The organism is Streptomyces rishiriensis (assembly GCF_003112535.1).
Taxonomy (GTDB): Bacteria; Actinomycetota; Actinomycetes; order Streptomycetales; family Streptomycetaceae; genus Streptomyces; species Streptomyces rishiriensis.
On the sequence record NZ_BEWA01000003.1, the window covers coordinates 401,518 to 423,066 of the forward strand.

Below are 21,549 nucleotides of genomic sequence, written 5' to 3' on the forward strand. Positions count from 1 at the left end.
TCACCACTCGATGCCCCGCTGGCCCTTCTGGCCCGCGTCCATCGGATGCTTGACCTTGGACATGTCGGTCACGAGGTCGGCGACGTCGAGGAGCTTGTCGGGTGCGTTGCGGCCGGTGATCACCACGTGCTGGGAGCCCGGCCGGCGGCGCAGCACGTCGACGACCTCGTCGACGTCGACCCAGCCCCAGTGCAGGGGATACGCGAACTCGTCGAGCACGTACAGCTTGTACGTCTCGGCGGCCAGGTCCCGCTTGACCTGCTCCCAGCCCTCGCGGGCCTTGTCCTCGTTGTCGAGCTGCGCGTCGCGCTGCACCCAGGACCAGCCCTCGCCCATCTTGTGCCAGTCGACGGAGCCGCCCTGTCCGGACGCCCCCAGCACGCGCAGCGCGTTCTCCTCGCCGACCTTCCACTTCGCGGACTTGACGAACTGGAACACCCCGATCGGCCAGCCCTGGTTCCAGGCCCGCAGAGCGAGCCCGAACGCGGCGGTCGACTTGCCCTTGCCGACGCCGGTGTGCACGACCACGAGCGGCCGGTTACGGCGCTGGCGGGTCGTCAGTCCGTCGTCCGGCACGATGCTCGGTTGTCCCTGCGGCATTACGCGGCCCTCCTCGAAGTCCCCTGCACGTCCTTGACCAGCCCCGCGATGGAGTCCGCCCGCAACTCCTCCAGCGTCACGGCGGCGCCGCCCAGCTCACCGGCCAACTGCCCGGCGAGCCCCAGCCGCACGGGCCCGGACTCGCAGTCCACGACCACGCAGGCCACGCCGTCGGCGGCGAACAGCCGCGCCGCCCGCCCGGCGAGGGCGACGGGCTCCGGACCGCCGGTGGCCCGTCCGTCGGTGACGACCACGACCAGCGCCCGGCGCGCAGGGTCCCGCAGCCGCTCCACCCGCAGCACGTCGTGCGCCTTCAGCAGCCCGGCGGCCAGCGGCGTCCGGCCGCCCGTGGGCAGCGACTCCAGCCGTACGGCGGCGGCGTCCACCGACGAGGTGGGCGGCAGCGCGAGCTCGGCCGCGGCCCCCCGGAACGTCACGAGCCCCACCTTGTCCCGCCGCTGGTAGGCGTCGAGGAGCAGCGACAGCACGGCGCCCTTCACCGCGCTCATCCGCTGCCGTGCCGCCATCGACCCGGAGGCGTCGACCACGAACAGCACGAGGTTGCCCTCACGCCCCTCCCGGGTCGCCTGCCGCAGATCGTCCCGCCGCACCACCAGCCCCGGCCCGCTGCGCCCGCGCGCCCGCTGGTGCGGCGCGGCCGCCTGCACGGTCGCCGCCAGGTGCAGCTTGGTCAGGGCCCCGAGAGGCCGGCGCGCCCCCGTGGTGCGGCCGTGCTCGGTCCGGGCCCGCGACCGCCGTCCGGCGGCCCCCTCGCCGATGCCCGGCACGCTCAGCGCCTTGGTGCGAAACGGCTCGGCGGCCCGTACGGCGGACCGCTCGGAGGCTTCCGACGGCTGCGGCTCGCCGTCCTGCCCGGCCTCGGGCCGTGCGCCCGTGTCGCCGCCGTCCGGACCGGCGTCGGGCGCGGGCCGGCCGCCGCCTCCACCGGGTCCGTCGTCATCGGGACCGTCGTCGCCGCGGTCGTCCTCGCTCAGGTCGTCCTCGCTCAGGTCGCCGTCGCGTCCGGTGCCGGCGTCGTCGGGGCCGGTGTCGTCCCGGCCGCCGAACTCCTCCAGCGTCTCGTCGAGCTTGTCCTCGTCGAGTCCCGGCGCGTCGAAGGGACTGCGGCGCCGCCGGTGCGGCAGCGCCAGCAGCGCGGCCTGCCGGACGTCCTCCGCGACAACGTCCGTGCGCCCGGCCCAGGCCGCCAGCGCGGTGGCCGTACGTGCCATGACGATGTCGGCCCGCATGCCGTCCACCTCGAACGCGGCGCAGGTCGCCGCGATCTGCCGCAGCGCCCCGTCGCCCAGCCGCACCGACGGCAGCAGCGCACGCGCGGCCACGATCCGCGCACGCACGGCGGCCTCCTCGTCCGCCCAGCGCTCCGCGAAGGCGGCGGGATCGTCGTCGTGGGCGAGCCTGCGCCGGACGACCTCCACCCGCTGGTCGGGCTCGCGCGAGGCGGCCACCTCCACCGTCAGCCCGAACCGGTCGAGCAACTGCGGCCGCAGCTCGCCCTCTTCGGGGTTCATCGTGCCCACGAGCAGGAACCGGGCGGCATGGCGCACGGAGACGCCCTCGCGCTCCACGTACGAGGCGCCCATCGCGGCCGCGTCCAGCAGCAGGTCGACCAGGTGGTCGTGCAGCAGGTTGACCTCGTCGACGTACAGGATCCCGCGGTGCGCGTCCGCGAGGAGCCCCGGCTCGAAGGCCTTGACGCCCTCGGCCAGCGCCCGCTCGATGTCGAGGGCGCCGACCAGCCGGTCCTCCGAGGCGCCCACCGGCAGCTCGACCATGCGCGCGGGCCGCGTCTCGAACGCCCCCGGCTCGTGCGGGCCGTCGGGGCAGGCCGGGTCGGGGGAGTCGGGGTCGCAGGAGAACCGGCAGCCGACGACCACGTCCAGCGCGGGCATGAGCGCCGACAGGGCCCGCACGGCCGTCGACTTGGCGGTGCCCTTCTCACCGCGGACGAGCACACCGCCCACCGCCGGCGACACGGCGTTCAGCAGCAGCGCGAGCCGCAGGTCGTCCTGGCCCACCACGGCCGTGAACGGGAAAGGAGTACTCACTTCTGGTCGTCCTCCAGATCGCCTTCCAGCTCCAGGTAGGTGGCGCGCAGCCGCTCGATCGTGTCGGCGTCCGGCTCCGCCCACAGGCCGCGGTCGGCGGCCTCCAGGAGTCGTTCCGTGATCCCGCGCAGCGCCCACGGGTTGGACTTCTTCATGAAGTCGCGGTTTTCCGCGTCGAAGACGTACTCCGCGCTGAGCTTCTCGTACATCCAGTCGTCGACGACCCCGGCGGTGGCGTCGTACCCGAAGAGGTAGTCGACGGTCGCCGCCATCTCGAAGGCGCCCTTGTAGCCGTGCCGCCGCATGGCCGCCATCCAGCGCGGGTTGACCACCCGGGCGCGGAACACGCGGTGCGTCTCCTCGCCCAAGGTGCGGGTCCGCACCTGGTCCGGCGTCGCGGAATCGCCCACGTACGCCTCGGGGTTGGCGCCCGTCAGATGGCGCACCATGGCGACCATGCCGCCGTGGTACTGGAAGTAGTCGTCGGCGTCGACGAGGTCGTGCTCGCGGGTGTCCACGTTCTTCGCGGCGACGGCGATCCGCCGGAACGCCGTCTCCATGTCCCCGCGGGCCGCCCGCCCGTCGAGCCCGCGCCCGTAGGCGTACCCGCCCCACACCGCGTACACCTCGGCGAGGTCGGCGTCGGAGCGCCAGTTGCGGGCGTCGATCAGCGGCAGCAGCCCGGCCCCGTACGCCCCCGGCTTGGAGCCGAAGATCCGGGCGCTGGCGCGCCGCCGGTCGCCGTGTCCGGCCGCGTCCTCGTCGACGTGGGCGCGCACGAAGTTGGACTCGGCGGGCTCGTCCAGGTCGGCCACCGCCCGCACCGCGTCGTCGATCAGCCCGACCACGTGCGGGAACGCGTCCCGGAAGAAGCCGGAGATGCGGACGGTGACGTCGATGCGCGGCCGGCCGAGCTCCTGAAGGGGGACGACCTCGAAGCCGGTCACCCGGCGGGAGGCGTCGTCCCAGACCGGACGGCAGCCCAGCAGCGCCAGGATCTCGGCGATGTCGTCGCCCTGGGTGCGCATCGCCGACGTGCCCCACACCGTCAGCCCGACGGACTTCGGGTACGCGCCCGTGTCCTGCAGGTACCGCTGCACGAGGGAGTCGGCGAGCGACTGCCCGACCTCCCAGCTCAGCCTGGACGGGATGGCCTTGGGGTCGACGGAGTAGAAGTTGCGGCCGGTGGGCAGCACGTTGACCAGACCCCGGGTGGGGGAGCCCGAGGGCCCGGCGGGCACGTAACCGCCGTCCAGCGCCTTGAGGATGTGCCCGATCTCGTCCGTCGTCCGGGCGAGCCTCGGCACCAGCTCGCGGCAGGCGAACTCCAGCACCGCGACGGCGTCCGGCAGTTCGGCCCCGACGACGTCACGCACGAGCGGACGGCACTCGACGACCGCCCAGTCCCGCGCCTCCATGCCCTCCGCGACACGCCGGCACAGCTGCTCCAGCAGATCGATCGCGTCGGCCGCGGACCGCGACGGACCCTCGACCAGGTCGGTCAGCTCCGCCGGCGCCTTCACCGGCGCGCCCGGCTCGGCCAGCAACTCCTTCTCGTCGAGCCCGAAATGGGCCGCGAACGACGCCCTCAGGCCCGGCAGCGCGTTGGCCTGCCCGCCCCACACCTGCGAGGCGCGCAGCACGGCCAGCACCAGGTTCACCCGCGGCTCGCCGACCGGGCCGCCGCCCAGGATGTGCAGCCCGTCGCGGATCTGCACGTCCTTGATCTCGCACAGATAGCCGTCGATGTGCATGACGAACTCGTCGAAGGCGTCGTCGTCGGGCTGGTCGTCGACGTGCAGGTCGTGGTGGAGCTCGGCCGCCTTGACCAGCGTCCAGATCTGCGCCCGCACGGCCGGCGCCTTCGTCGGGTCCAGGTCGGAGACCAGCGCGTACTCGTCGAGCAGCTGCTCCAGCTTCGCCAGATCGCCGTACGTGTCCGCCCGCGCCATCGGCGGGACGAGATGGTCGACGACGGTGGCGTGCCCGCGCCGCTTGGCCTGGGTTCCCTCGCCCGGGTCGTTGACGATGAACGGGTAGACCAGCGGCAGTTCGCCGAGGACGGCGTCCGGCGCGCAGCCGCCGCTCAGCCCGAGCCCCTTGCCCGGCAGCCACTCCATCGTGCCGTGCTTGCCCATGTGCACGATCGCGTCGGCGCCGAAGCTGTTCTCCAGCCAGCGGTAGGCGGCCATGTAGTGGTGCGACGGCGGCATGTCGGGGTCGTGGTAGATCGCGATCGGGTTCTCGCCGAAGCCGCGCGGCGGCTGGATCATCACGACGACGTTGCCGAACTGCAGACAGGCCAGCACGACGTCGTCCCCGTCGACGTACAGGGAGCCCGGCGGCTCGCCCCACGCCTCCAGCATGCCCTCGCGCAGGGCAGGGTCGAGCCGGTCGAACCAGGCCCGGTAGTCGGCCAGCGGCACCCGCGCGGGCGCGGCCGCGAGCTGCTCCTCGGTGAGCCACTCGACGTCGTGGCCACCGGCGTCGATGAGCCGGTGGATCAGCTCGTCGCCGTCGTCGGGATGCCCCTCGACCGCGTAGCCCGCGTCCCGCAGCGCGTCGAGCACCCGTACGGCCGAGACGGGCGTGTCCAGGCCGACGGCGTTGCCGACCCGGGAGTGCTTGGTGGGGTAGGCGGTGAACACCAGCGCGAGCTTCTTCTCGGCGTTCGGCTTGTGCCGCAGCCGGGCGTGCCGGACGGCGATCCCGGCGACCCGGCCGGCCCGCTCGGGATCGGCGACGTACACCGGGACGTCGTCGGGCCCCTGCTCCTTGAAGGAGAACGGGACCGTGACGATCCGTCCGTCGAACTCCGGGATCGCGACCTGCATCGCCGCGTCCATGGGCGAGAGGGCGGCGTCGGACGCCTCCCAGGCCGCGCGCGACGACGTCAGACACAGCCCCTGCAGCACGGGCACGTCGAGCTCGGCGAGCGCCCCGACGTCCCAGGCCTCCTCGTCGCCGCCCGCCGAGGCCTGCGAGGCGTGCGCGCCCCCGGCCGCGAGGACGGTGGCGACGAGGACGTCGCAGCGGCCCAGGATCTCGTACAGCCCGGTGTCCGCACCGCGCAGCGAACCGCAGTACACGGGCAGGGCGTTGGCCCCGCGCGCCTCGATCGCGTCGCACAGCGTGTCCACGAAGGCGGTGTTGCCGCTCAGCTCGTGGGCCCGGTAGAAGAGCACGCCCACGGTCGGCCGGCCGTCACGGAGCTCGTAGGAGCCGTGGACGCCGTACTCCGGCATCGTGCGCGGCTCCTCGAACCCCTCGCCGGTCAGCAGCACGGTGTCGGAGAGGAACCGCGCCAGCTCGGCCAGGTTGGCCGGGCCGCCCTCCACGAGATACCGCAGCGCCTCCGCCACGACCCCGGCGGGCACGGACGACTCGGCCATCAGCTCGGCGTCCGGCACGCTCTCGCCGCCCAGCAGCACCGTCGGAACGCCGGAGGCCCGCAGCACGGCGAGCCCGTCCTCCCAGGCGCGCTTCCCGCCGAGCAGCCGTACGACGGCGATGCCGGCGCCGTCGAGGAGCGCGGGCAGCTCCTGCGCGACGTCGACGCGGGTCGGGTTGCCGATCCGGTAGTCGACGCCGGAAGCGGCCCGGGCCGCCAGCAGATCGGTGTCGGCGGTCGACAACAACAACACAGTGCTCATGCGGGCGCTCCCGGTGGAATGAAAGGCAGTCCTTGCGGCGCGCCCGACTCGATGAGCCGCCGGAGCGCGTCGGTGTCCGCGTGCTGTTCGATCAGGTCGCCGAGCCGGTCGAGCTGTTCCTCGCGCAGCCCGGCGAAGGACGTGTCGGGGGCGGGGACGAACCGGCGGCCCGCGGCGGCCGCCACCTCGCGCAGGAACGCCCGCCGGAACCCGTCCGACTCCAGCGAGCCGTGCCAGTGCGTGCCCCAGGTCTGACCGACCCGGCAGCCGTCCAGGCCGCGTCCCTCGCCGTCGGAGATGAACGTCTCGCCCCCGGTGACGTCGGCGACGCCGTGGTGGATCTCGTACCCCTCGACCGGTTCGCCGAGGGCTTCCCCCACCGGCCGGGTGAGGGTCTTCTCGCGGGCGAACCGCACCCGGACGGGGAGGATCCCCAGCCCGTCGACCTGTCCGCGCCGGCTCTCGACGTCGTCCTCGATGCGCTCGCCGAGGATCTGGAAGCCGCCGCAGACGCCGAGGACGGGCCGCCCCTCTGCGGCCCGGCGCAGCACCGCCTCGGCCAGGCCGCGTTCACGCAGCCACTCCAGGGCCCGCACCGTGCCCCGGGTCCCCGGGATCACCACCAGGTCGGCGTCGGCCAGTTCCTCGGGACGGTCCACGAACCGCACGACGACGCCGGGTTCGGCGGCCAGCGCGTCCACGTCCGTGAAGTTCGACATGAGCGGGACCGCGCAGACGGCGATCCGCAGTACGTCCTCCCCGACGGGCGGGGCGGTGTTCGACTCGCGCACGGTGCCCCGCAGCGAGACCCTCAGGCCGTCCTCCTCGTCGATGCCGAGCCCGTGCCGGAACGGCAGCACGCCGTACGTGTGCCGGCCGGTGAGACCGTGCAGCATGTCCAGGCCCGGCTCCAGCAGGGAGACGTCGCCCCGGAACTTGTTCACCAGGAACCCGGCGACCAGCGCCTGGTCCTCGGGTGACAGGAGCGCGACGGTCCCGAAGAACGAGGCGAAGACGCCGCCGCGGTCGATGTCGCCCACGACCAGCACGGGCAGCCCGGCATTGCGGGCGATTCCCATGTTGACGATGTCCGTCCGCCGCAGATTGATCTCGGCGGGACTGCCCGCCCCCTCACAGATCACCGCGTCATACGTGCCCCGCAACTCGGCGAGACAGTCGAGAACGGTCCCGAGGAGCTTCTGCTGCCGCCCGCCGTGGTACCCGCGCGCGCTCATCTCGCCCACCGGCTTGCCCAGCAGGACCACCTGGCTGCTCTGCTCCCCGCCCGGCTTGAGCAGCACGGGGTTCATCAGCGCCGTCGGCTCGATGCGGCACGCCTGCGCCTGCATGGCCTGCGCCCGTCCGATCTCGGCGCCCTCGCGCGTGACGAACGAGTTCAGGGACATGTTCTGCGCCTTGAACGGCGCGACCTTCACCCCCTGCCGGACCAGCCACCGGCAGATCCCGGCCGTGACGACGCTCTTGCCGGCGTCGGAGGTGGTGCCGGCCACCAGGAGACCCCCGCTCATGACGTACGCCCCTTCCGCGCGTCGAGCGCCTTTGCCGTGACGAAGCGCGCGGCGACGGTCACGCCGAGCGCGAGCAGGCCGACGCGGCGGGAGAGCCGCGCGGCGCGTTCGATGTCCTGGACGACGACGGGCCGCCCCGCCGCCCCGTTGAGCACGGGCCGGTGCTCGACCCGGCCGCCGTAGGACAGCGTCCCGCCCAGCCGCACTCCGAGAGCGCCCGCGAAGGACGCCTCCACGGGCCCGGCGTTGGGGCTGGGATGCTTGCGCGCGTCGGCGCGCCAGGCCCGCACCGCGCCCCGGGGGTCGTCTCCGGCGACGGCGGCGAGCAGGGCGGTCAGCCGTGCCCCGGGCCATCCGGCGACGTCGTCGAGCCGGGCCGAGGCCCACCCGAAGCGCAGATGGCGCGGCGACCGGTGCCCGACCATGGCGTCGAGGGTGTTGACCGCCCGGAACCCGACCAGCCCGGGCACACCGGCCGCCGCGCCCCACACCAGCGCGCCGACGACGGCGTCCGAGGTGTTCTCGGCGACGGACTCCACGACGGCCCGGGCGATCCCGTCGGCGTCCAGGGCCTGCGGGTCGCGCCCGCACAGACTCGGCAGCCGTTCCCGGGCGGCCTCGACGTCTCCCGCCTCCAGGGCGCGCCCGACGCCCCGGGCCTCGCGCACGAGGGAGGCGCCCCCGACGACGGCCCAGGTGGCGGCGGCGGTGAGGGCGACGGAGGCGGCGGGACGCCCGCGTACGGTCCGCGCGGCGACGGCTCCCAGGGCGACGGCGCCGCCCGCGCACACCACGGTGTGCAGGGCGCCCCATCCCCGGTGGTCCCGCCACAGCAGCCGCTCCACGGCGCCCGCGGCCCGGCCGAACGCGGCGACCGGATGCCCCCGGCGGGGGTCGCCGAGGAGCAGGTCGCCGAGGAGGCCGGCGGCGGCGCCGTACGCGTGGACGCGATCGGCACCCATCGGCTCAGCCGGCCGTGCGGGCGGCCGACGGGCTGGGGGCGGTGCGCAGGGCGCTCGATGGGCAGCCGAACATGGCTATGTGTCCTCACTCAGGGTGTCCACGCCCTGGTTCGACGAGACCGCGGCGAGAGTTCCTGGCTCCCGGGGGTTACTACCCCGGTGACAGTGGCGGGACCGCGCCGGATTCACACCGGCTTCCTCTTCTGCCGCCGTACATGGCCCGGGCAGTCCACCACGGGCCCGGAAGGGCCGTCAACTTGCTGTTGACCTGCGAGGGGAGAGTGTGCAGAACCCCACACGCGGGCGATCGCCGTGGTCACACGCGAAGGGGTGCGGGACGGCGACCCGTCCCGCACCCCGGGGATGTCCCGATGACCCGTCAGGCCACGATCAGGGAGATCCCGTACGCCACCGCCGCCGCGCAGGCCGCGAAGCACGCGTACGCGCCCGTCACCGCGAGGGCGGCCGAGCCGCCCTCGGCCGTCGCGCGCTCCTGGCGCGACAGGCCCATGACGCCGAGGGTGAACAGGGCCACGAGGCCCACGGTGACCACGAGGCTGACGCCGAACACGGAGCCCAGGGCTGCCCAGTCGATCTTCATGATGCTTCTCTTCCTTCGTACCGGACGGGCCGGATCAGACGGCCGCGGCCGGCGGGACGGCGGGGGCCACGGGCTCCGGGGCCGGGGCCGGGGCCGGGGAGGGGATGGTCGCCGTCAGGTCGTCGGCGAGGGAACCCGCCGGGGGCGGGGCGACGGCCGCGATCGCCGTCGTGACGACGCCGGCCGGCTCCTCGGTGTCGTTGACGTTCGAGGCGTCGACGACCTCGCGCCGGGAGATCTTCCAGATCGCGGCGCTGGAGGCGATCAGGAAGGCGGCCACGACGGCCGTGCCCCAGTCGCCGAGGCCGGTCACCGACTCGGCGAGCGCGCCCACCAGGGCCGCCGCCGGGAGGGTCAGGCCCCAGGCCACGAACATGCGGGTCGCCGTGGACCAGCGGACCACGCCGCCCTTGCGGCCCAGGCCCGCGCCCATCACCGAACCGGAGACCGAGTGGGTCGTGGAGAGGGAGAAGCCGAGGTGGGAGGAGGCCAGGATGACCGTGGCCGCGCTGGTCTGGGCGGCGAAGCCCTGCTGCGGCTGGAGTTCGGTCAGGCCCTTGCCCATGGTGCGGATGATGCGCCAGCCGCCGAGGTAGGTGCCGAGCGCGATGGCCATGCCGGCCGAGAGGATGACCCAGGTGGGCGGGTCGGAGTCGGGGGCCACGGCGCCGCCGGCGACCAGGGCGAGGGTGATGATGCCCATCGTCTTCTGCGCGTCGTTGGTGCCGTGCGCGAGCGAGACCAGGCCGGCCGAGGCGATCTGGCCGGTGCGGTATCCCTTCGCCGCGGCCTTGCCCTCGGCCTTCCTGCCCAGGGTGTACGAGAGCCGGGTCGCGAGCATCGCGGCGACGCCCGCCACGATCGGAGCCGCGACCGCCGGGAGCAGGACCTTGGTGACCAGCACGTCACCGTGGACCGCGCCCGTTCCGGCCGAGGCGATGGTGGCGCCGATCAGGCCGCCCATGAGGGCGTGGGAGGAGCTGGACGGCAGGCCCACCAGCCAGGTCAGCAGGTTCCAGAGGATCGCGCCGACCAGGGCGGCGAAGATGACCTCGGGACGGATGCCGGTCTCGTCGACGAGACCCTTGGAGATCGTGTTGGCGACCTCCACCGAGAGGAAGGCGCCCACAAGGTTCAGCACGGCGGACATCGCCACCGCGACCTTGGGCTTGAGTGCACCGGTCGAGATGGTCGTGGCCATCGCGTTGGCGGTGTCGTGGAAACCGTTCGTGAAATCGAACGCGAGTGCGGTGACGACCACAATCGCGAGGATCAGCGAGAAGTTTTCCATTTACCCAGGCAATCGTTCGAAGTCATTGGAGCGTCGACCGTAGGCAACCTGGATGAACGGAAGATGAACTGGGGCAGGCATCATGGTGTCGTTCGCTGTGGGCTGGTGGGGGAGTTGGAGGTCCGCCTGCCGGCCCCCGCCGCCGGGACGTCCGGGACGCGCCGCGACTCACCCCGGGAACAGGGGCGTCCTGGCAGGATCGCGGCATGGCTGAGCAGCGACGCGAGCAGGCGGACGCCCGGGATCCCGGGGACGGCGGACAGGGCGCGGTGGAGCGCCGGGGCAGGCGCGCGACGCCCGAGGAGGCCAGGGCCTGGGAGGCCCTCGTGACGACGGCCCGCCGCACCGTGACCGACGGTCTCGTCGTCGGCACCTCCGGCAACGTCTCCGTGCGCGTCGGCGACACCGTGCTGGTCACCCCGTCGGGGGTGCCCTACGACCGGCTCGGCCCGGACGACGTCACCGGCGTCGACCTCGCCGGCCGGCAGGTGCTCGGCGCCCTCGTCCCGACGAGCGAACTGCCGATGCACCTGGCCGTATACAGCACCCGTGACGCCGGGGCGGTCGTCCACACCCACGCCGTGCACGCCACGGCCGTCTCGACCCTCGTCCCGGAACTCCCTCTCGTCCACTACATGGCGGGCGCCCTCGGCGGCCCCGTCCGGGTCGCCCCCTACGCCACGTACGGCACCGAGGAGCTGGCCGGGCACGTGCTCCGGGCGCTCGACGGACGTACCGGCTGCCTGTTGCAGAACCACGGCACCCTCACCTACGGCGCCACCCTCGACCAGGCCTACGACCGCACGGCCCAGCTGGAGTGGATGTGCCGCCTGTGGCTGACGGCCTCCTCGCTCCCGGGCCGCACCCCGACGCTGCTGACCGAGGACCAGGTGGAGCAGGCGGCGCGCCGTCTCCGGGGCTACGGCCAGCAAAACTGACCGCCGAGGCGCCGCCCCGCGCCCTGGTGCCCGGGGTGCGGCGTCACCCCGGGCGGACCCACCACTGGCCGTCGCGGTGGTCGGCCTGGACACTGGTCGGGTGCGCACTGTCACAGCGACGGCCGCCGCCGTCACCGCAGCCCTGGCCGCCGGCGCCGCCAGTGTCGCCGCCGGCCGGTTCGCCAGCGACGCCGCGCTGAAGGCGCCGCCGGGCCGGCCCCTGCCCACCGAACCCCGGCTCACCGTGCACGGCACGGCCGCCGGACAGATCACCGTGACCCGCGACCTGGCCGCCCTGCGCCCCGGCTCCTACGGCCTGTCGGGCAACGGGACGCACGCGGTCGTCGGCCCCGTCCTGCCCACGGACCCGCACCCCGTCGACACCGTCGTGCGCCGCCTGGAGCGCGTCACCCACGGCTCCCTGCACTCCGGGGACGCGGTCTGGCTGACCCCGAACCTGCACGTCGGCAACCCCGGCAGCGCCCTCGGCCTCGACCACGCCGACGTCGACGTCCCCGGCGAACTGGGCAACCTGCCCGCCTGGTTCGTGCCCGGCGCCCGCCGCACCTGGGTGATCGCCGTGCACGGCCTGGGCGCCACCCGGGAGCACGCCCTGAACGTCGTGGGCTTCCTGCACCGCCGCCGTTTCCCCGTCCTCGCCCTCGCCTACCGCGGCGACCTCGGCGCACCCCGCCCGCCGGACGGGCTGAACCACCTCGGCGCGACCGAGTGGCGCGACCTCGACGCGGCGATGCGGTACGCCCTGCGCTACGGCGCCGAACGCGTCGTCCTGCTCGGCTGGTCCACCGGCGCCGCCATGGCGCTGCGCGCGGCCGCCGACTCGGGCCTGCGCGACCTCGTCTCGGGGCTCGTGCTGGACTCGCCGGTCCTCGACTGGCGGACGACGCTGCGCGCCCTGGCCGCCGCCCGCCACACCCCCGGAGCGCTGCTGCCGCTCGCCGTCCGCGCCGCCGAGGGCCGCACCGGCCTGCGCGGCGGCGCCGGCGACCCCGCGGCCGCGGCGGCCGCGCCGGACCGGCTGCGGGTCCCGACGCTGATCGTGCACGGACCCGACGACGCCGTCGCCCCCTGGGGCGCCTCCCGCCGCCTCGCCGCCCGCCGCCCCGACCTCGTCACCCTGCACACCGTGGCGGGCGCCCCGCACGGCGCCATGTGGAACGCCGACCCCGCCGCCTACGAGGAGGCGCTGCGCCGCTTCCTGACCCCGCTGATGTGAGACCGCCCGACGGCCGGCCGCCCCGAGCGGTCGCGGGGGTTCCGTTTAAGGCCGTACCACTGGCCTGAAGGCGCCGCCTCCCCCTCGATCCACCCCGGGCGCCGGCCGCTCCACCGGGCCGCCGCGGCATTCCGTTTGGGTTTTCGGACCGTCAACCGGAAGACTGCACCCGTGACGTCCCGTATCCCGCGCGACTCCAGGCTTCGACTCGTCCGCCCGCGACCCCTGGCCGCCGCCCCCTCAGCTGTGAACGAGCGGCGCCCGCGCCGCCCCGCACCCCGCCCGCCGGAGGGCACCCCGGCGCCCGCGGAGCTGGCCAGAATGGCGCGCTCCGGACTGGCCGCCGCGGCCCGCGTCGCCCGCTGGGCCGACAACGCCCTCGGCCCCGGCCGAGACGCCGCGACCACCGAAGGCAAGGCCACGCTCTCCGACGCGACCGCGCGGCGGGCCGCCGCCGACCTGGGCCTGACCGTCGACCGGATCCGCGCCGACTGGGACACCGCCCGGCTCGCCGGCCTCGTCGAGGTGCACGGCGACAGCGCTCGCCCCGGCTGGCGGCTGCGTGCCTGGAACCGCGACGACAGCGCCGTCCTGCGCGGCTGGGTCGCCCTGTTCGACGCCTGGTCCCTGGCCTCCCCGGAACCGGAGGACCAGGAGCCCGGCGCGGTCGCCGAGGTCGTCTCGGCCATGCCCCAGGTGCTCTCCTTCCTCCAGCTGTCCGCCGGGCCCGTCCCCGTCGAGCAGCTGCTGGACCTGCTCCGCCAGCGCGTGACCGAACTGCGCACCGAGCGCTGCGAAGTCCCCTACAGCGCCGGTTCCGAGCCCGCGACGCCGCTCGCCCCGGTCACCTCCGCCGACGTCGAGCCGGCCGAGCCCGCCCAGGACGCCGAACTCGCCCCTCTCCTCGACTGGGCCCTGCACGCCCTCGCCTCCGTGGGCGCCCTCACCTACGGCGACGCACACGCCACCCTCACCCCACTGGGCAGCTGGGCGGTCTGGGTCAAGCTGGAGCAGATCTGCGTCGCCGCGCAGAGCCCCGCCGGGAACATCGAGCAGTCGGCCGAGGCCATGCTCCGCGGCTGCGCGCAGCTGCGCCCCAACGCGGCCCGGTCCGAGTACCGCGCCTGGCTCGCCGCCCGCACCGTCGGCAGCGCCGTCAGCGAACTGCTGCTGGCCGCCCGCGGGGACGACGCCCTGCTGCGCGGCCTCGCCTTCGAGGCGCTGCGCGTCGTGGGCGCTCCCGCCGAGCCCGACGTCCGGGCGGTCGTGGACGAGCCCGCCCTGCGGCCGTACGCCCTGCTGTGGCTCGCCGAACACGACGGCGTCGACCCCGAGGACGCCCACGAGGTGCTCACCCGGCAGGAGGCCACCTGGCTGTGGGTCGACACCGCCGCGGCCGTCGCCGACCACGGCGAGGCGCCGATGCTCGTACGCCACCTGGAGTCCGCGCTGCAGCCGACCGTGCCGGCGCTGCTGACGGAGGTGCGGGCCGTCGGGCATCCGCGCACCGTGCAGGTGCTGGTGGCGCTGGCCGCCGCGCACCCGGACCCGGCGCTGGCCAAGGCCGTGCGCCGGGCCGCCTTCCAGGTGCACACCGGGGGCAGCTGACCGGGCCGCGCGGGGGCCGCTCAGCCCGGTATCTCGGGGGCGTACGTGCCGAAACTCCAGAGGTTGCCCTCGAGATCGCGGGCCATGTAGTCCCGCGAGCCGTACTCCTGGTCCGTCGGGGGCATCAGGATCTCCGCGCCGTGCTCCACGGCTCGCCGGTGATGTGCGTCGACGTCGTCCACCACGACGTACACGCCGGTCGGGCCCGCGCCCTTCATCGCCGTGTCGAAGACGCCGCCGCGGCCCTTGGAGCCCAGCATCACCGCGCCGTTGCCCTGGACCAGCTCGGCGTGCATGACCGAGCCGTCCTCTCCCTCGTACACGGACAGCTCCGTGAAGCCCAGGGCCTCGGTGAGCTGCCGGATCGCCGCCTTCGCGTCGGCGTACAACACCGTCGGGAAGAGGCTTGGACGCCCGCCGTTCGTAGCTGCCATGCCGATCACTCCCTTGTGATGCGAGCTGTGATCCGAGCTGTGGTCCGAGCCGTGATCCATGCCGGATTCCTGACCCGCCCCCCAGTCTGGCACCCGGCACCGACAACGCCCCCTGACCGGGGGATCCGGCGCAGGCGCCCGAGCGCGGGACCGGTCGGACCGCTGGACTGATGGACGGACGGACCGCGCAAAAACACGGCGCCGCGGCCTGATCGAACACCTGGACCCAGAAAAAGTGCTTGCACGGTCCCGTTAGACTGGCGTCATGGCCATTCTCCTCGCGCATTAGACGGCGGGAACGTCCTCAGCCGCCCATCCCGCCAACGACCCCCGCTCTGGAGTCTGTCCGTGATCTCCGCCTCCGGCATCGAGCTGCGCGCCGGCGCCCGCATCCTCATCGAGAACGCCTCCTTCCGTGTGGCCAAGGGCGACCGCATCGGTCTGGTCGGGCGCAACGGCGCCGGCAAGACCACCCTGACCAAGGTCCTGGCCGGTGAGGGCATCCCGGCCGCCGGTCAGGTCACCCGCTCCGGCGAGGTCGGCTACCTCCCGCAGGATCCCCGCACCGGCGACCTCGACGTCCTCGCGCGCGACCGCATCCTCTCCGCGCGCGGCCTGGACGTCCTGATCCGCAAGATGCGCGAGAACGAACAGCGGATCGCCAACGGCGCCGGCGCCACCCGGGACAAGGCGATGCGCCAGTACGAGCGCCAGGAGACGGAGTTCCTCACCAAGGGCGGGTACGCCGCCGAGGCCGAGGCCGCCACCATCGCCGCCGCGCTCAACCTGCCCGACCGTGTGCTCGGCCAGCCCCTGCACACGCTCTCCGGCGGTCAGCGCCGCCGCGTGGAGCTGGCCCGCATCCTGTTCTCCGACGCGGACACCCTGCTCCTCGACGAGCCGACCAACCACCTCGACGCCGACTCGATCGTCTGGCTGCGCGACTACCTCAAGACCTACCGCGGCGGCTTCATCGTCATCAGCCACGACGTCGACCTGGTCGAGACGGTCGTCAACAAGGTGTTCTACCTGGACGCCAACCGGTCCCAGATCGACGTCTACAACATGGGCTGGCGGCTCTACCAGCAGCAGCGCGAGTCCGACGAGAAGCGCCGCAAGCGCGAGCGGCAGAACGCCGAGAAGAAGGCCGCCGCACTGCACTCGCAGGCCGACAAGATGCGCGCCAAGGCCACCAAGACGGTCGCGGCGCAGAACATGGCCCGCCGTGCCGACAAGCTGCTGTCCGGCCTGGAGGCGGTCCGCCAGTCCGACAAGGTCGCCAAGCTCCGCTTCCCCGAGCCCGCGCCCTGCGGCAAGACGCCCCTGATGGCCGAGGGCCTGTCGAAGTCCTACGGCTCGCTGGAGATCTTCACCGACGTCGACCTGGCCATCGACAAGGGTTCGCGCGTGGTCATCCTCGGCCTCAACGGCGCCGGCAAGACGACCCTGCTGCGGCTGCTCGGCGGCGCCGAACAGCCCGACACCGGCGAGGTCATCGAGGGCCACGGCCTCAAGCTCGGCTACTACGCCCAGGAGCACGAGACCCTCGACCCGGAGCGCACGGTCCTGGAGAACATGCGCTCCGCCGCCCCCGACCTGGATCTGGTCGAGGTCCGCAAGACGCTCGGCTCGTTCCTCTTCTCCGGCGACGACGTCGACAAGCCCGCCGGCGTCCTGTCCGGCGGCGAGAAGACCCGGCTGGCCCTCGCCACCCTCGTGGTCTCCTCGGCCAACGTCCTGCTCCTCGACGAGCCCACCAACAACCTCGACCCGGCCAGCCGCGAGGAGATCCTCGGCGCGCTGCGCACCTACAAGGGCGCGGTCGTCCTCGTCACCCACGACGAGGGCGCGGTGGAGGCGCTGCAGCCGGAGCGGATCATCCTGCTGCCCGACGGCGTCGAGGACCTGTGGGGTTCCGACTACGCGGATCTCGTCGCCCTGGCTTGATCATCGGCGATGGATCATTCGGCCCATCGGTGATCCATCATCTGTGTGAGATCTCCTCGTATCGAGGTGTGTCATACATCGATTTCCCGGCCGATCCCTTTGTCGACAAGGGATCGGCCGTCTCGCGTCTCTGACCTGGCACTTCGCGAAAGAACCCGTTCGGCGGTACGAACGCGCACACGTGGAATCATGGCTTCCGCTTGTGGGGACGCGCTCCTGTCGTCAAAACCGTCTCGCACGGACCTTGCCGAATGGGTGGCCATCACGTCCCGGAGGGGTGATCATGAGGAGACCAGAGCGCACTTCCCATGAGGAGGCACGGGTGGCCGAGACTCTGAAGAAGGGCAGCCGGGTAACCGGCGCCGCGCGCGACAAGCTCGCGGCAGACCTGAAGAAGAAGTACGACTCCGGTGCGAGCATCCGGGCACTGGCCGAGGAGACCGGCCGCTCGTATGGCTTCGTGCACCGGATGCTCAGCGAGTCGGGCGTCACGCTCCGTGGGCGTGGCGGGGCGACCCGAGGCAAGAAGGCCGCCTCGTCCTGACCTCCGGGCGGCCCATGGGCTTCGACGGTGGCCACCCGGTCGGTGATCCGATCGGCCGGGTGGTTACTGTGCAGTCACTTAGCTGACCGCTAGCTGACCGCACCCACCGGAGGCGCCCCATGGCCACGCCCGACCAGGAACTCGTTCCCCTGCTCGACAAGGACGGCGTACGGCTCACCGTCGACGACGCGCTCGCCACGGTGACGCTGGCCAACCCGGCCAAGCGCAACGCGCAGAGCCCCGCCATGTGGCGGGCCCTCGCCGAAGCCGGGCGGCTGGTGCCGGGCTCCGTCCGCGTGGTCGTGCTGCGCGGCGAGGGCAAGTCTTTCTCCGCCGGACTCGACCGGCAGATGTTCACGCCCGAGGGGATCGAGGGCGAACCGTCCTTCATCAATCTCGCACGCAGTGGCGACGCCGAACTCGACGCCGCCATCGCCGGGTTCCAGGAGGGCTTCACCTGGTGGCGGCGCAACGACGTCGTGTCCATCGCCGCCGTCCAGGGCCACGCCATCGGTGCGGGCTTCCAGCTGGCCCTCGCCTGTGATCTGCGCGTCGTCGCCGACGACGTGCAGTTCGCCATGCGCGAGACCAGCCTCGGCCTGGTACCGGACCTGACGGGCACACACCCCCTGGTCTCCCTGGTCGGCTACGGCCGCGCGGTCGAGATCTGCCTCACCGGCCGGTTCGTGCACGCCGAGGAGGCGGTGAGCACCGGCCTGGCCAACGCCGCCGTGCCCGCGACCGACCTCGACACCACCGTCCGCGAGCTGGCCGCGGCGATCCTGGCCGCACCCCGCGAGGCCGTCATCGAGACCAAGGCCCTGCTGCGCGGCGCCGGCGACCGCACCTACGACGAACAGCGCGCCGCCGAGCGCGCCGCCCAGGGCCGCCGGCTGCGGGACCTGGCCGGCCTCGGCGAATAGCCGCCTTCTCGCGGACCGCGGTCACTCCACGGCCGTGACCAGCACGGTCACCGTCGGGTGATCCGGCAGCGCCTCCGACACCGCCGCGCGCACCTGCCGGGCCACGTCCAGGGCCCGGTGGTGCCCGCTCACCGCGATCTCCACGCGGGCGTGGCGGTGCGGCAGCGCGGTCGCGTGTTCGCGCTCCTCGATGCGCACCGCCCTGCCGACGACATCGGTCAGCCGGGTCACCCCGGCCACGGACAGCGCGGCGACGGTCGCACGCGCCTCGTCGCCGTGTTGTCTCGCCCCGACCGGCGGCGGCTCGGGCCCGGGGCGTACCGCCTCCGGTTCCCGCTCCTCGTCCAGCAGGGCCGTCACCCGCAGGTCGACGTCCGACACCACCAGGCCGAGACGCTCCGTCGCGGCCGCCGCCAGCGCTGAGCGCAGGCGCGACGCCGCCGCTGGCAGCGGCTCGGACGCGTACACGGCGATGTCCGCCGTCACCCGCACCGGCCCGGTCGCCGGCGCGCCGGGTGGAGGCGGCACCACGGGCTCGTCCACCCCCGGCGGGCCGGCCGGCGCGATCCGCAGCTCGTCCAGCCGGACGCCCTCCATATGGCGTACCGCCTTCCGCAGCACCGCCCCGGCCGCCGCCTCCGTGATCCACGCACCGTCCCGCGGGCCGCCCAGGGGGAGCAGCCTGCCCAGGCCCAGCTGATGCCGTACCGCGCTCGTCCATCCGTCCGCCGTCATTACTCCAGCGTGCCGCATCCCCGGAGCGAGGACGGGCAACCGCGCTTACCGTGGTCGTAAGGGGGCGAAAAGGAACCGGACGTAAGGACGTACGGCGATGAGCGAGGCAGTCGAGCAGAACCGGACGCAGACCCCCGACGGCGGCACGGAATCGCCGCAGACCCGTAAGACGGCCCGGCGCGGCGGCGGGGACCCGGCCACTCGCGGACGGACCACCATCGCCGACGGGGTCGTGGAGAAGATCGCGGGCCTCGCGGCCCGGGACGTGCTGGGCGTCCACACCATGGGCAGCGGCCTCAGCCGTACCTTCGGCGCCGTGCGCGACCGGGTGCCCGGCGGCTCGAAGTCCGTCACCCGGGGCGTGAAGGCCGAGGTCGGCGAGGTGCAGACCGCGCTCGACCTGGAGATCGTCGTCGACTACGGCGTGGCCATCGCCGACGTCGCGCAGGCCGTGCGGGAGAACGTGATCACGGCCGTGGAGCGCATGACGGGCCTGGAGGTCGTCGAGGTCAACATCGCGGTCAGCGACGTCAAACTGCCCGACGACGAGGACGAGGAGCCCGAGCAGCCCCGGATCCAGTGACCCACGCACGACACGCAGCGGCCCCGGGTGACCGGGCCGCCGAGGGGAGAACACCTTGAGCATGGCCGTGGTCGGCATGATCGCCGGCATGGCGCTGGGCTTCGCCGGATACTTCGGCGGGTTCGGGGCCTTCGTGCTGGTGGCGGCGCTGGGCGCCATCGGGTTCGTCGTCGGCCGGTTCCTGGAAGGGGACCTGGACCTCGGCGACCTGTTCCGCACCCGCGACGACCGCCGCAGGTGACCACCGTGACCGAGGGGAGCGACGGCGTCGGCCGGCGCTCGGCCGCCGTCCCCCCGGGCCGGCGCGGCGCGACCCGCATCGCCGACCGGGTCGTGGCGAAGGTCGCCGCCCAGGCGGCGCGCGAGGCGGTCGGCCCGCTGCCGCGGGACGCCGGGCCCCCGCACGCGACCGTCGTCGTCCGCCCGCACGCGAGGCCCCGGTCGTCCGGGGAGCCCGCGGCGGACGCGGCGCACGTCCGGGTCCATCTGGAACTCGACTATCCGACCGACATCGGGGCCCGCTGTCACGAGGTGCGTCGACACGTCGCCGAGCGGGTAGGCGCGTTGGTGGGAATGGAGGTTCCGGAGGTCGCCGTCCAGGTGGAGCGGCTGCACCTGGCATCTGCCCCCGGCGTGGCACAGGGGAGGACACGATGAGCGAGCCCGAAGGCCCGCGGGCCGGCGCGGTGCCCGTGCTGGACAAGCCCGCCCAGGACGACGTCCCCGAGCAGGCCGCCGCACCCCCCGACCATCGCTTCTGGTCGGCGCGTCGGGTGCCGGCCGCCGTCGTCGCGGTGCTGCTGCTGGTCGTCGCGGGCGCCTTCCTGTACGACGTCGCCGCCGTCCGGGCCCACCGGCCCGCCATGGCCTGGCGGCGCGCTCTCGCCCGCCAGCTCGCCGAGCGCCCGCTGGACGACGTCTGGGTGCTGGTCGGCGCCGGCGTCGCGGCCGCCCTCGGACTGTGGCTGATCACCCTGGCCGTCACCCCGGGCCTGCGGCACGTCCTGCCCATGAGCCGCCCCCACCCCGACGTCCGCGCGGGCCTGCACCGGGACGCCGCCGCACTGGTGCTCCGCGACCGCGCCATGGAGATCGCCGGCGTGCAGTCGGCCCGGGTGCGCGTCCGCCGCCGCAGGGCCGACGTCCGTGCGGTCTGCCACTTCCGGGACCTGGACGACGTCCACGCGGACCTGGACACCGTCCTGACCGACGCGATCCGCGGGCTCGGCCTGGCCCGGCCGCCGGGACTGTCGGTCCATGTACGCCGGCCCGGGAAGAAGGGGTGAGGGCGATGCTCAGGACCGTCGACCGGGTGCTCGTGGGGGTCATCGGGCTGGCGCTGCTCGCCGTCGGCGGCGCGGTGCTGGCCGTCGGACTGGGCGCCTCGCCGCCCTCGTGGTGGATCCACGACAGCCGCCACGACGTCCTCCTCACCACCGCCGAACGCACCCGCTGGCGCGGCGAGGCCTGGTGGTGGCCGACGGTCCTCGCCGCTCTGGCCCTCCTCGTGCTGCTGGCCCTGTGGTGGCTGGCCGCGGTCCTGCGCCGTCGCCGGCTCGGCGAGGTCCTGGTCGACACGGGCGACGGCGCGGGAGCGCTGCTGCGGGGCAGGGCCCTGGAAGGCGTGCTGGCGGGCGAGGCCGGCCGGCTGGACGGCATCGCGCACGCCCACGCCCGGCTGACCGGCCGCAGCGACGCTCCCGCGGCGGACGTCCGGCTGCTTTTGGAGCCCCACGTGGATCCGGCGACGACGCTGAACCGCCTGACCGCCGAGGCCCTGGCCCACGCGAGGGACTCGGCGGCGCTGCGGGCACTGCCGGCGACGGTGCGCATGAAGGGCGCCAGGCACAAGGCGGAAAGGGTCAGTTGAGCCGCCTACCGCCCGGATGCCGCCC

Annotated in this window: 20 protein-coding genes and 1 riboswitch; of the genes, 11 read left to right on the plus strand and 9 right to left on the minus strand. The window is 73.9% G+C overall.

The features are described from left to right. The 7 genes from cobO to Sri02f_RS06670 form a co-directional block, all read right to left on the minus strand. The gene (gene cobO, locus Sri02f_RS06640) at window positions 1-600 is read right to left on the minus strand and encodes a cob(I)yrinic acid a,c-diamide adenosyltransferase (RefSeq protein WP_109000125.1); all 600 of its coding nucleotides are present in this window, start codon (window positions 598-600) and stop codon (window positions 1-3) included. Further along, window positions 600-2,669, minus strand: coding sequence for a putative cobaltochelatase (locus Sri02f_RS06645; protein ID WP_109000126.1), 2,070 nt, complete (start codon window positions 2,667-2,669; stop codon window positions 600-602). Before Sri02f_RS06645 ends, cobO begins: the two co-directional genes overlap by 1 nt. Further along, on the minus strand, window positions 2,666-6,322 hold the full coding sequence (cobN, locus tag Sri02f_RS06650) for a cobaltochelatase subunit CobN (protein ID WP_109000127.1): 3,657 nt from the start codon (window positions 6,320-6,322) through the stop codon (window positions 2,666-2,668). Before cobN ends, Sri02f_RS06645 begins: the two co-directional genes overlap by 4 nt. Beyond that, complete coding sequence (locus tag Sri02f_RS06655) at window positions 6,319-7,851, minus strand: cobyric acid synthase (RefSeq protein ID WP_109000128.1); 1,533 nt, start codon at window positions 7,849-7,851, stop codon at window positions 6,319-6,321. The genes cobN and Sri02f_RS06655 overlap by 4 nt, the downstream gene beginning before the upstream one ends. After that, window positions 7,848-8,813 carry a cobalamin biosynthesis protein gene (locus tag Sri02f_RS06660; RefSeq protein WP_109000129.1) on the minus strand — a complete coding sequence of 322 codons (966 nt, stop codon included), beginning with the start codon at window positions 8,811-8,813 and terminating at the stop codon, window positions 7,848-7,850. The genes Sri02f_RS06655 and Sri02f_RS06660 overlap by 4 nt, the downstream gene beginning before the upstream one ends. Before the next feature lie 108 nt (window positions 8,814-8,921). Continuing rightward, a riboswitch (cobalamin riboswitch) is annotated at window positions 8,922-9,063 on the minus strand. Between the two features lie 129 nt (window positions 9,064-9,192). Further along, window positions 9,193-9,414 (minus strand): hypothetical protein, encoded by a 222-nt coding sequence (locus Sri02f_RS06665; RefSeq protein WP_109000130.1) that lies wholly within the window; start codon window positions 9,412-9,414, stop codon window positions 9,193-9,195. Window positions 9,415-9,448: 34 nt separating this feature from the next. Next, a complete protein-coding gene (locus Sri02f_RS06670; protein WP_109000131.1) occupies window positions 9,449-10,705 on the minus strand; it encodes an inorganic phosphate transporter in 1,257 nt (418 codons plus the stop codon). A 206-nt stretch (window positions 10,706-10,911) separates the two neighbouring features. Here Sri02f_RS06670 and Sri02f_RS06675 point away from each other — a divergent pair, with 206 nt between their 5' ends. The 3 genes from Sri02f_RS06675 to Sri02f_RS06685 all read left to right on the plus strand — a co-directional run bounded on the left by Sri02f_RS06675 (window position 10,912) and on the right by Sri02f_RS06685 (window position 14,488). Continuing rightward, window positions 10,912-11,643: a class II aldolase/adducin family protein gene (locus tag Sri02f_RS06675; RefSeq protein WP_109000132.1), complete on the plus strand. Its 732-nt coding sequence runs from the start codon at window positions 10,912-10,914 to the stop codon at window positions 11,641-11,643. 100 nt (window positions 11,644-11,743) lie between these two features. Next, the gene (locus tag Sri02f_RS06680; RefSeq protein ID WP_109000133.1) at window positions 11,744-12,880 is read left to right on the plus strand and encodes an alpha/beta hydrolase; all 1,137 of its coding nucleotides are present in this window, start codon (window positions 11,744-11,746) and stop codon (window positions 12,878-12,880) included. A gap of 171 nt (window positions 12,881-13,051) precedes the next feature. Next, window positions 13,052-14,488, plus strand: a complete 1,437-nt coding sequence (locus Sri02f_RS06685; protein WP_174855597.1) for a hypothetical protein — start codon at window positions 13,052-13,054, stop codon at window positions 14,486-14,488. Window positions 14,489-14,508: 20 nt separating this feature from the next. Here Sri02f_RS06685 and Sri02f_RS06690 read toward each other — a convergent pair whose 3' ends face one another. Beyond that, complete coding sequence (locus Sri02f_RS06690) at window positions 14,509-14,922, minus strand: VOC family protein (RefSeq protein WP_109000218.1); 414 nt, start codon at window positions 14,920-14,922, stop codon at window positions 14,509-14,511. Window positions 14,923-15,270: 348 nt separating this feature from the next. Between Sri02f_RS06690 and abc-f the strand changes: the two genes are divergently transcribed. The 3 genes from abc-f (at window position 15,271) to Sri02f_RS06705 (ending at window position 18,336) form a co-directional block, all read left to right on the plus strand. Next, window positions 15,271-16,869 (plus strand): ribosomal protection-like ABC-F family protein, encoded by a 1,599-nt coding sequence (abc-f, locus tag Sri02f_RS06695; RefSeq protein ID WP_109000135.1) that lies wholly within the window; start codon window positions 15,271-15,273, stop codon window positions 16,867-16,869. A gap of 322 nt (window positions 16,870-17,191) precedes the next feature. After that, a complete protein-coding gene (locus Sri02f_RS06700; RefSeq protein ID WP_004002281.1) occupies window positions 17,192-17,413 on the plus strand; it encodes a helix-turn-helix domain-containing protein in 222 nt (73 codons plus the stop codon). Window positions 17,414-17,532: 119 nt separating this feature from the next. Then, on the plus strand, window positions 17,533-18,336 hold the full coding sequence (locus tag Sri02f_RS06705) for an enoyl-CoA hydratase/isomerase family protein (RefSeq protein ID WP_109000136.1): 804 nt from the start codon (window positions 17,533-17,535) through the stop codon (window positions 18,334-18,336). A 21-nt stretch (window positions 18,337-18,357) separates the two neighbouring features. Here Sri02f_RS06705 and Sri02f_RS06710 read toward each other — a convergent pair whose 3' ends face one another. After that, a complete protein-coding gene (locus tag Sri02f_RS06710; protein ID WP_109000137.1) occupies window positions 18,358-19,071 on the minus strand; it encodes a nucleopolyhedrovirus P10 family protein in 714 nt (237 codons plus the stop codon). Window positions 19,072-19,168: 97 nt separating this feature from the next. On the opposite strand from Sri02f_RS06710, the gene Sri02f_RS06715 reads away from it, so the two are divergent. The 5 genes from Sri02f_RS06715 to amaP are packed head-to-tail and all read left to right on the plus strand — an operon-like array spanning window position 19,169 to window position 21,524. Next, window positions 19,169-19,654, plus strand: a complete 486-nt coding sequence (locus Sri02f_RS06715) for an Asp23/Gls24 family envelope stress response protein (protein ID WP_109000138.1) — start codon at window positions 19,169-19,171, stop codon at window positions 19,652-19,654. A gap of 55 nt (window positions 19,655-19,709) precedes the next feature. Continuing rightward, a complete protein-coding gene (locus Sri02f_RS06720) occupies window positions 19,710-19,895 on the plus strand; it encodes a hypothetical protein (protein WP_109000139.1) in 186 nt (61 codons plus the stop codon). After that, window positions 19,892-20,311, plus strand: a complete 420-nt coding sequence (locus Sri02f_RS06725) for an Asp23/Gls24 family envelope stress response protein (protein ID WP_109000140.1) — start codon at window positions 19,892-19,894, stop codon at window positions 20,309-20,311. The genes Sri02f_RS06720 and Sri02f_RS06725 overlap by 4 nt, the downstream gene beginning before the upstream one ends. Then, window positions 20,308-20,940 (plus strand): DUF6286 domain-containing protein, encoded by a 633-nt coding sequence (locus Sri02f_RS06730; protein ID WP_109000141.1) that lies wholly within the window; start codon window positions 20,308-20,310, stop codon window positions 20,938-20,940. Before Sri02f_RS06725 ends, Sri02f_RS06730 begins: the two co-directional genes overlap by 4 nt. Window positions 20,941-20,945: 5 nt before the next feature. Beyond that, the gene (amaP, locus tag Sri02f_RS06735) at window positions 20,946-21,524 is read left to right on the plus strand and encodes an alkaline shock response membrane anchor protein AmaP (protein ID WP_109000142.1); all 579 of its coding nucleotides are present in this window, start codon (window positions 20,946-20,948) and stop codon (window positions 21,522-21,524) included. The last annotated feature ends 25 nt before the right edge of the window (window positions 21,525-21,549 follow it).

Excerpts from the sequence above, each read along its gene's own strand:
- cobO (WP_109000125.1), bottom strand. The coding sequence starts at position 600 with ATGCCGCAGGGACAACCGAGCATCGTGCCGGACGACGGACTGACGACC.
- cobN (WP_109000127.1), bottom strand. The coding sequence starts at position 6,322 with ATGAGCACTGTGTTGTTGTTGTCGACCGCCGACACCGATCTGCTGGCG.
- Sri02f_RS06655 (WP_109000128.1), bottom strand. The coding sequence starts at position 7,851 with ATGAGCGGGGGTCTCCTGGTGGCCGGCACCACCTCCGACGCCGGCAAG.
- Sri02f_RS06660 (WP_109000129.1), bottom strand. The coding sequence starts at position 8,813 with ATGGGTGCCGATCGCGTCCACGCGTACGGCGCCGCCGCCGGCCTCCTC.
- Sri02f_RS06665 (WP_109000130.1), bottom strand. The coding sequence starts at position 9,414 with ATGAAGATCGACTGGGCAGCCCTGGGCTCCGTGTTCGGCGTCAGCCTC.
- Sri02f_RS06670 (WP_109000131.1), bottom strand. The coding sequence starts at position 10,705 with ATGGAAAACTTCTCGCTGATCCTCGCGATTGTGGTCGTCACCGCACTC.
- Sri02f_RS06675 (WP_109000132.1), top strand. The coding sequence starts at position 10,912 with ATGGCTGAGCAGCGACGCGAGCAGGCGGACGCCCGGGATCCCGGGGAC.
- Sri02f_RS06690 (WP_109000218.1), bottom strand. The coding sequence starts at position 14,922 with ATGGCAGCTACGAACGGCGGGCGTCCAAGCCTCTTCCCGACGGTGTTG.
- Sri02f_RS06705 (WP_109000136.1), top strand. The coding sequence starts at position 17,533 with ATGGCCACGCCCGACCAGGAACTCGTTCCCCTGCTCGACAAGGACGGC.
- Sri02f_RS06710 (WP_109000137.1), bottom strand. The coding sequence starts at position 19,071 with ATGACGGCGGACGGATGGACGAGCGCGGTACGGCATCAGCTGGGCCTG.
- Sri02f_RS06715 (WP_109000138.1), top strand. The coding sequence starts at position 19,169 with ATGAGCGAGGCAGTCGAGCAGAACCGGACGCAGACCCCCGACGGCGGC.
- Sri02f_RS06730 (WP_109000141.1), top strand. The coding sequence starts at position 20,308 with ATGAGCGAGCCCGAAGGCCCGCGGGCCGGCGCGGTGCCCGTGCTGGAC.
- amaP (WP_109000142.1), top strand. The coding sequence starts at position 20,946 with ATGCTCAGGACCGTCGACCGGGTGCTCGTGGGGGTCATCGGGCTGGCG.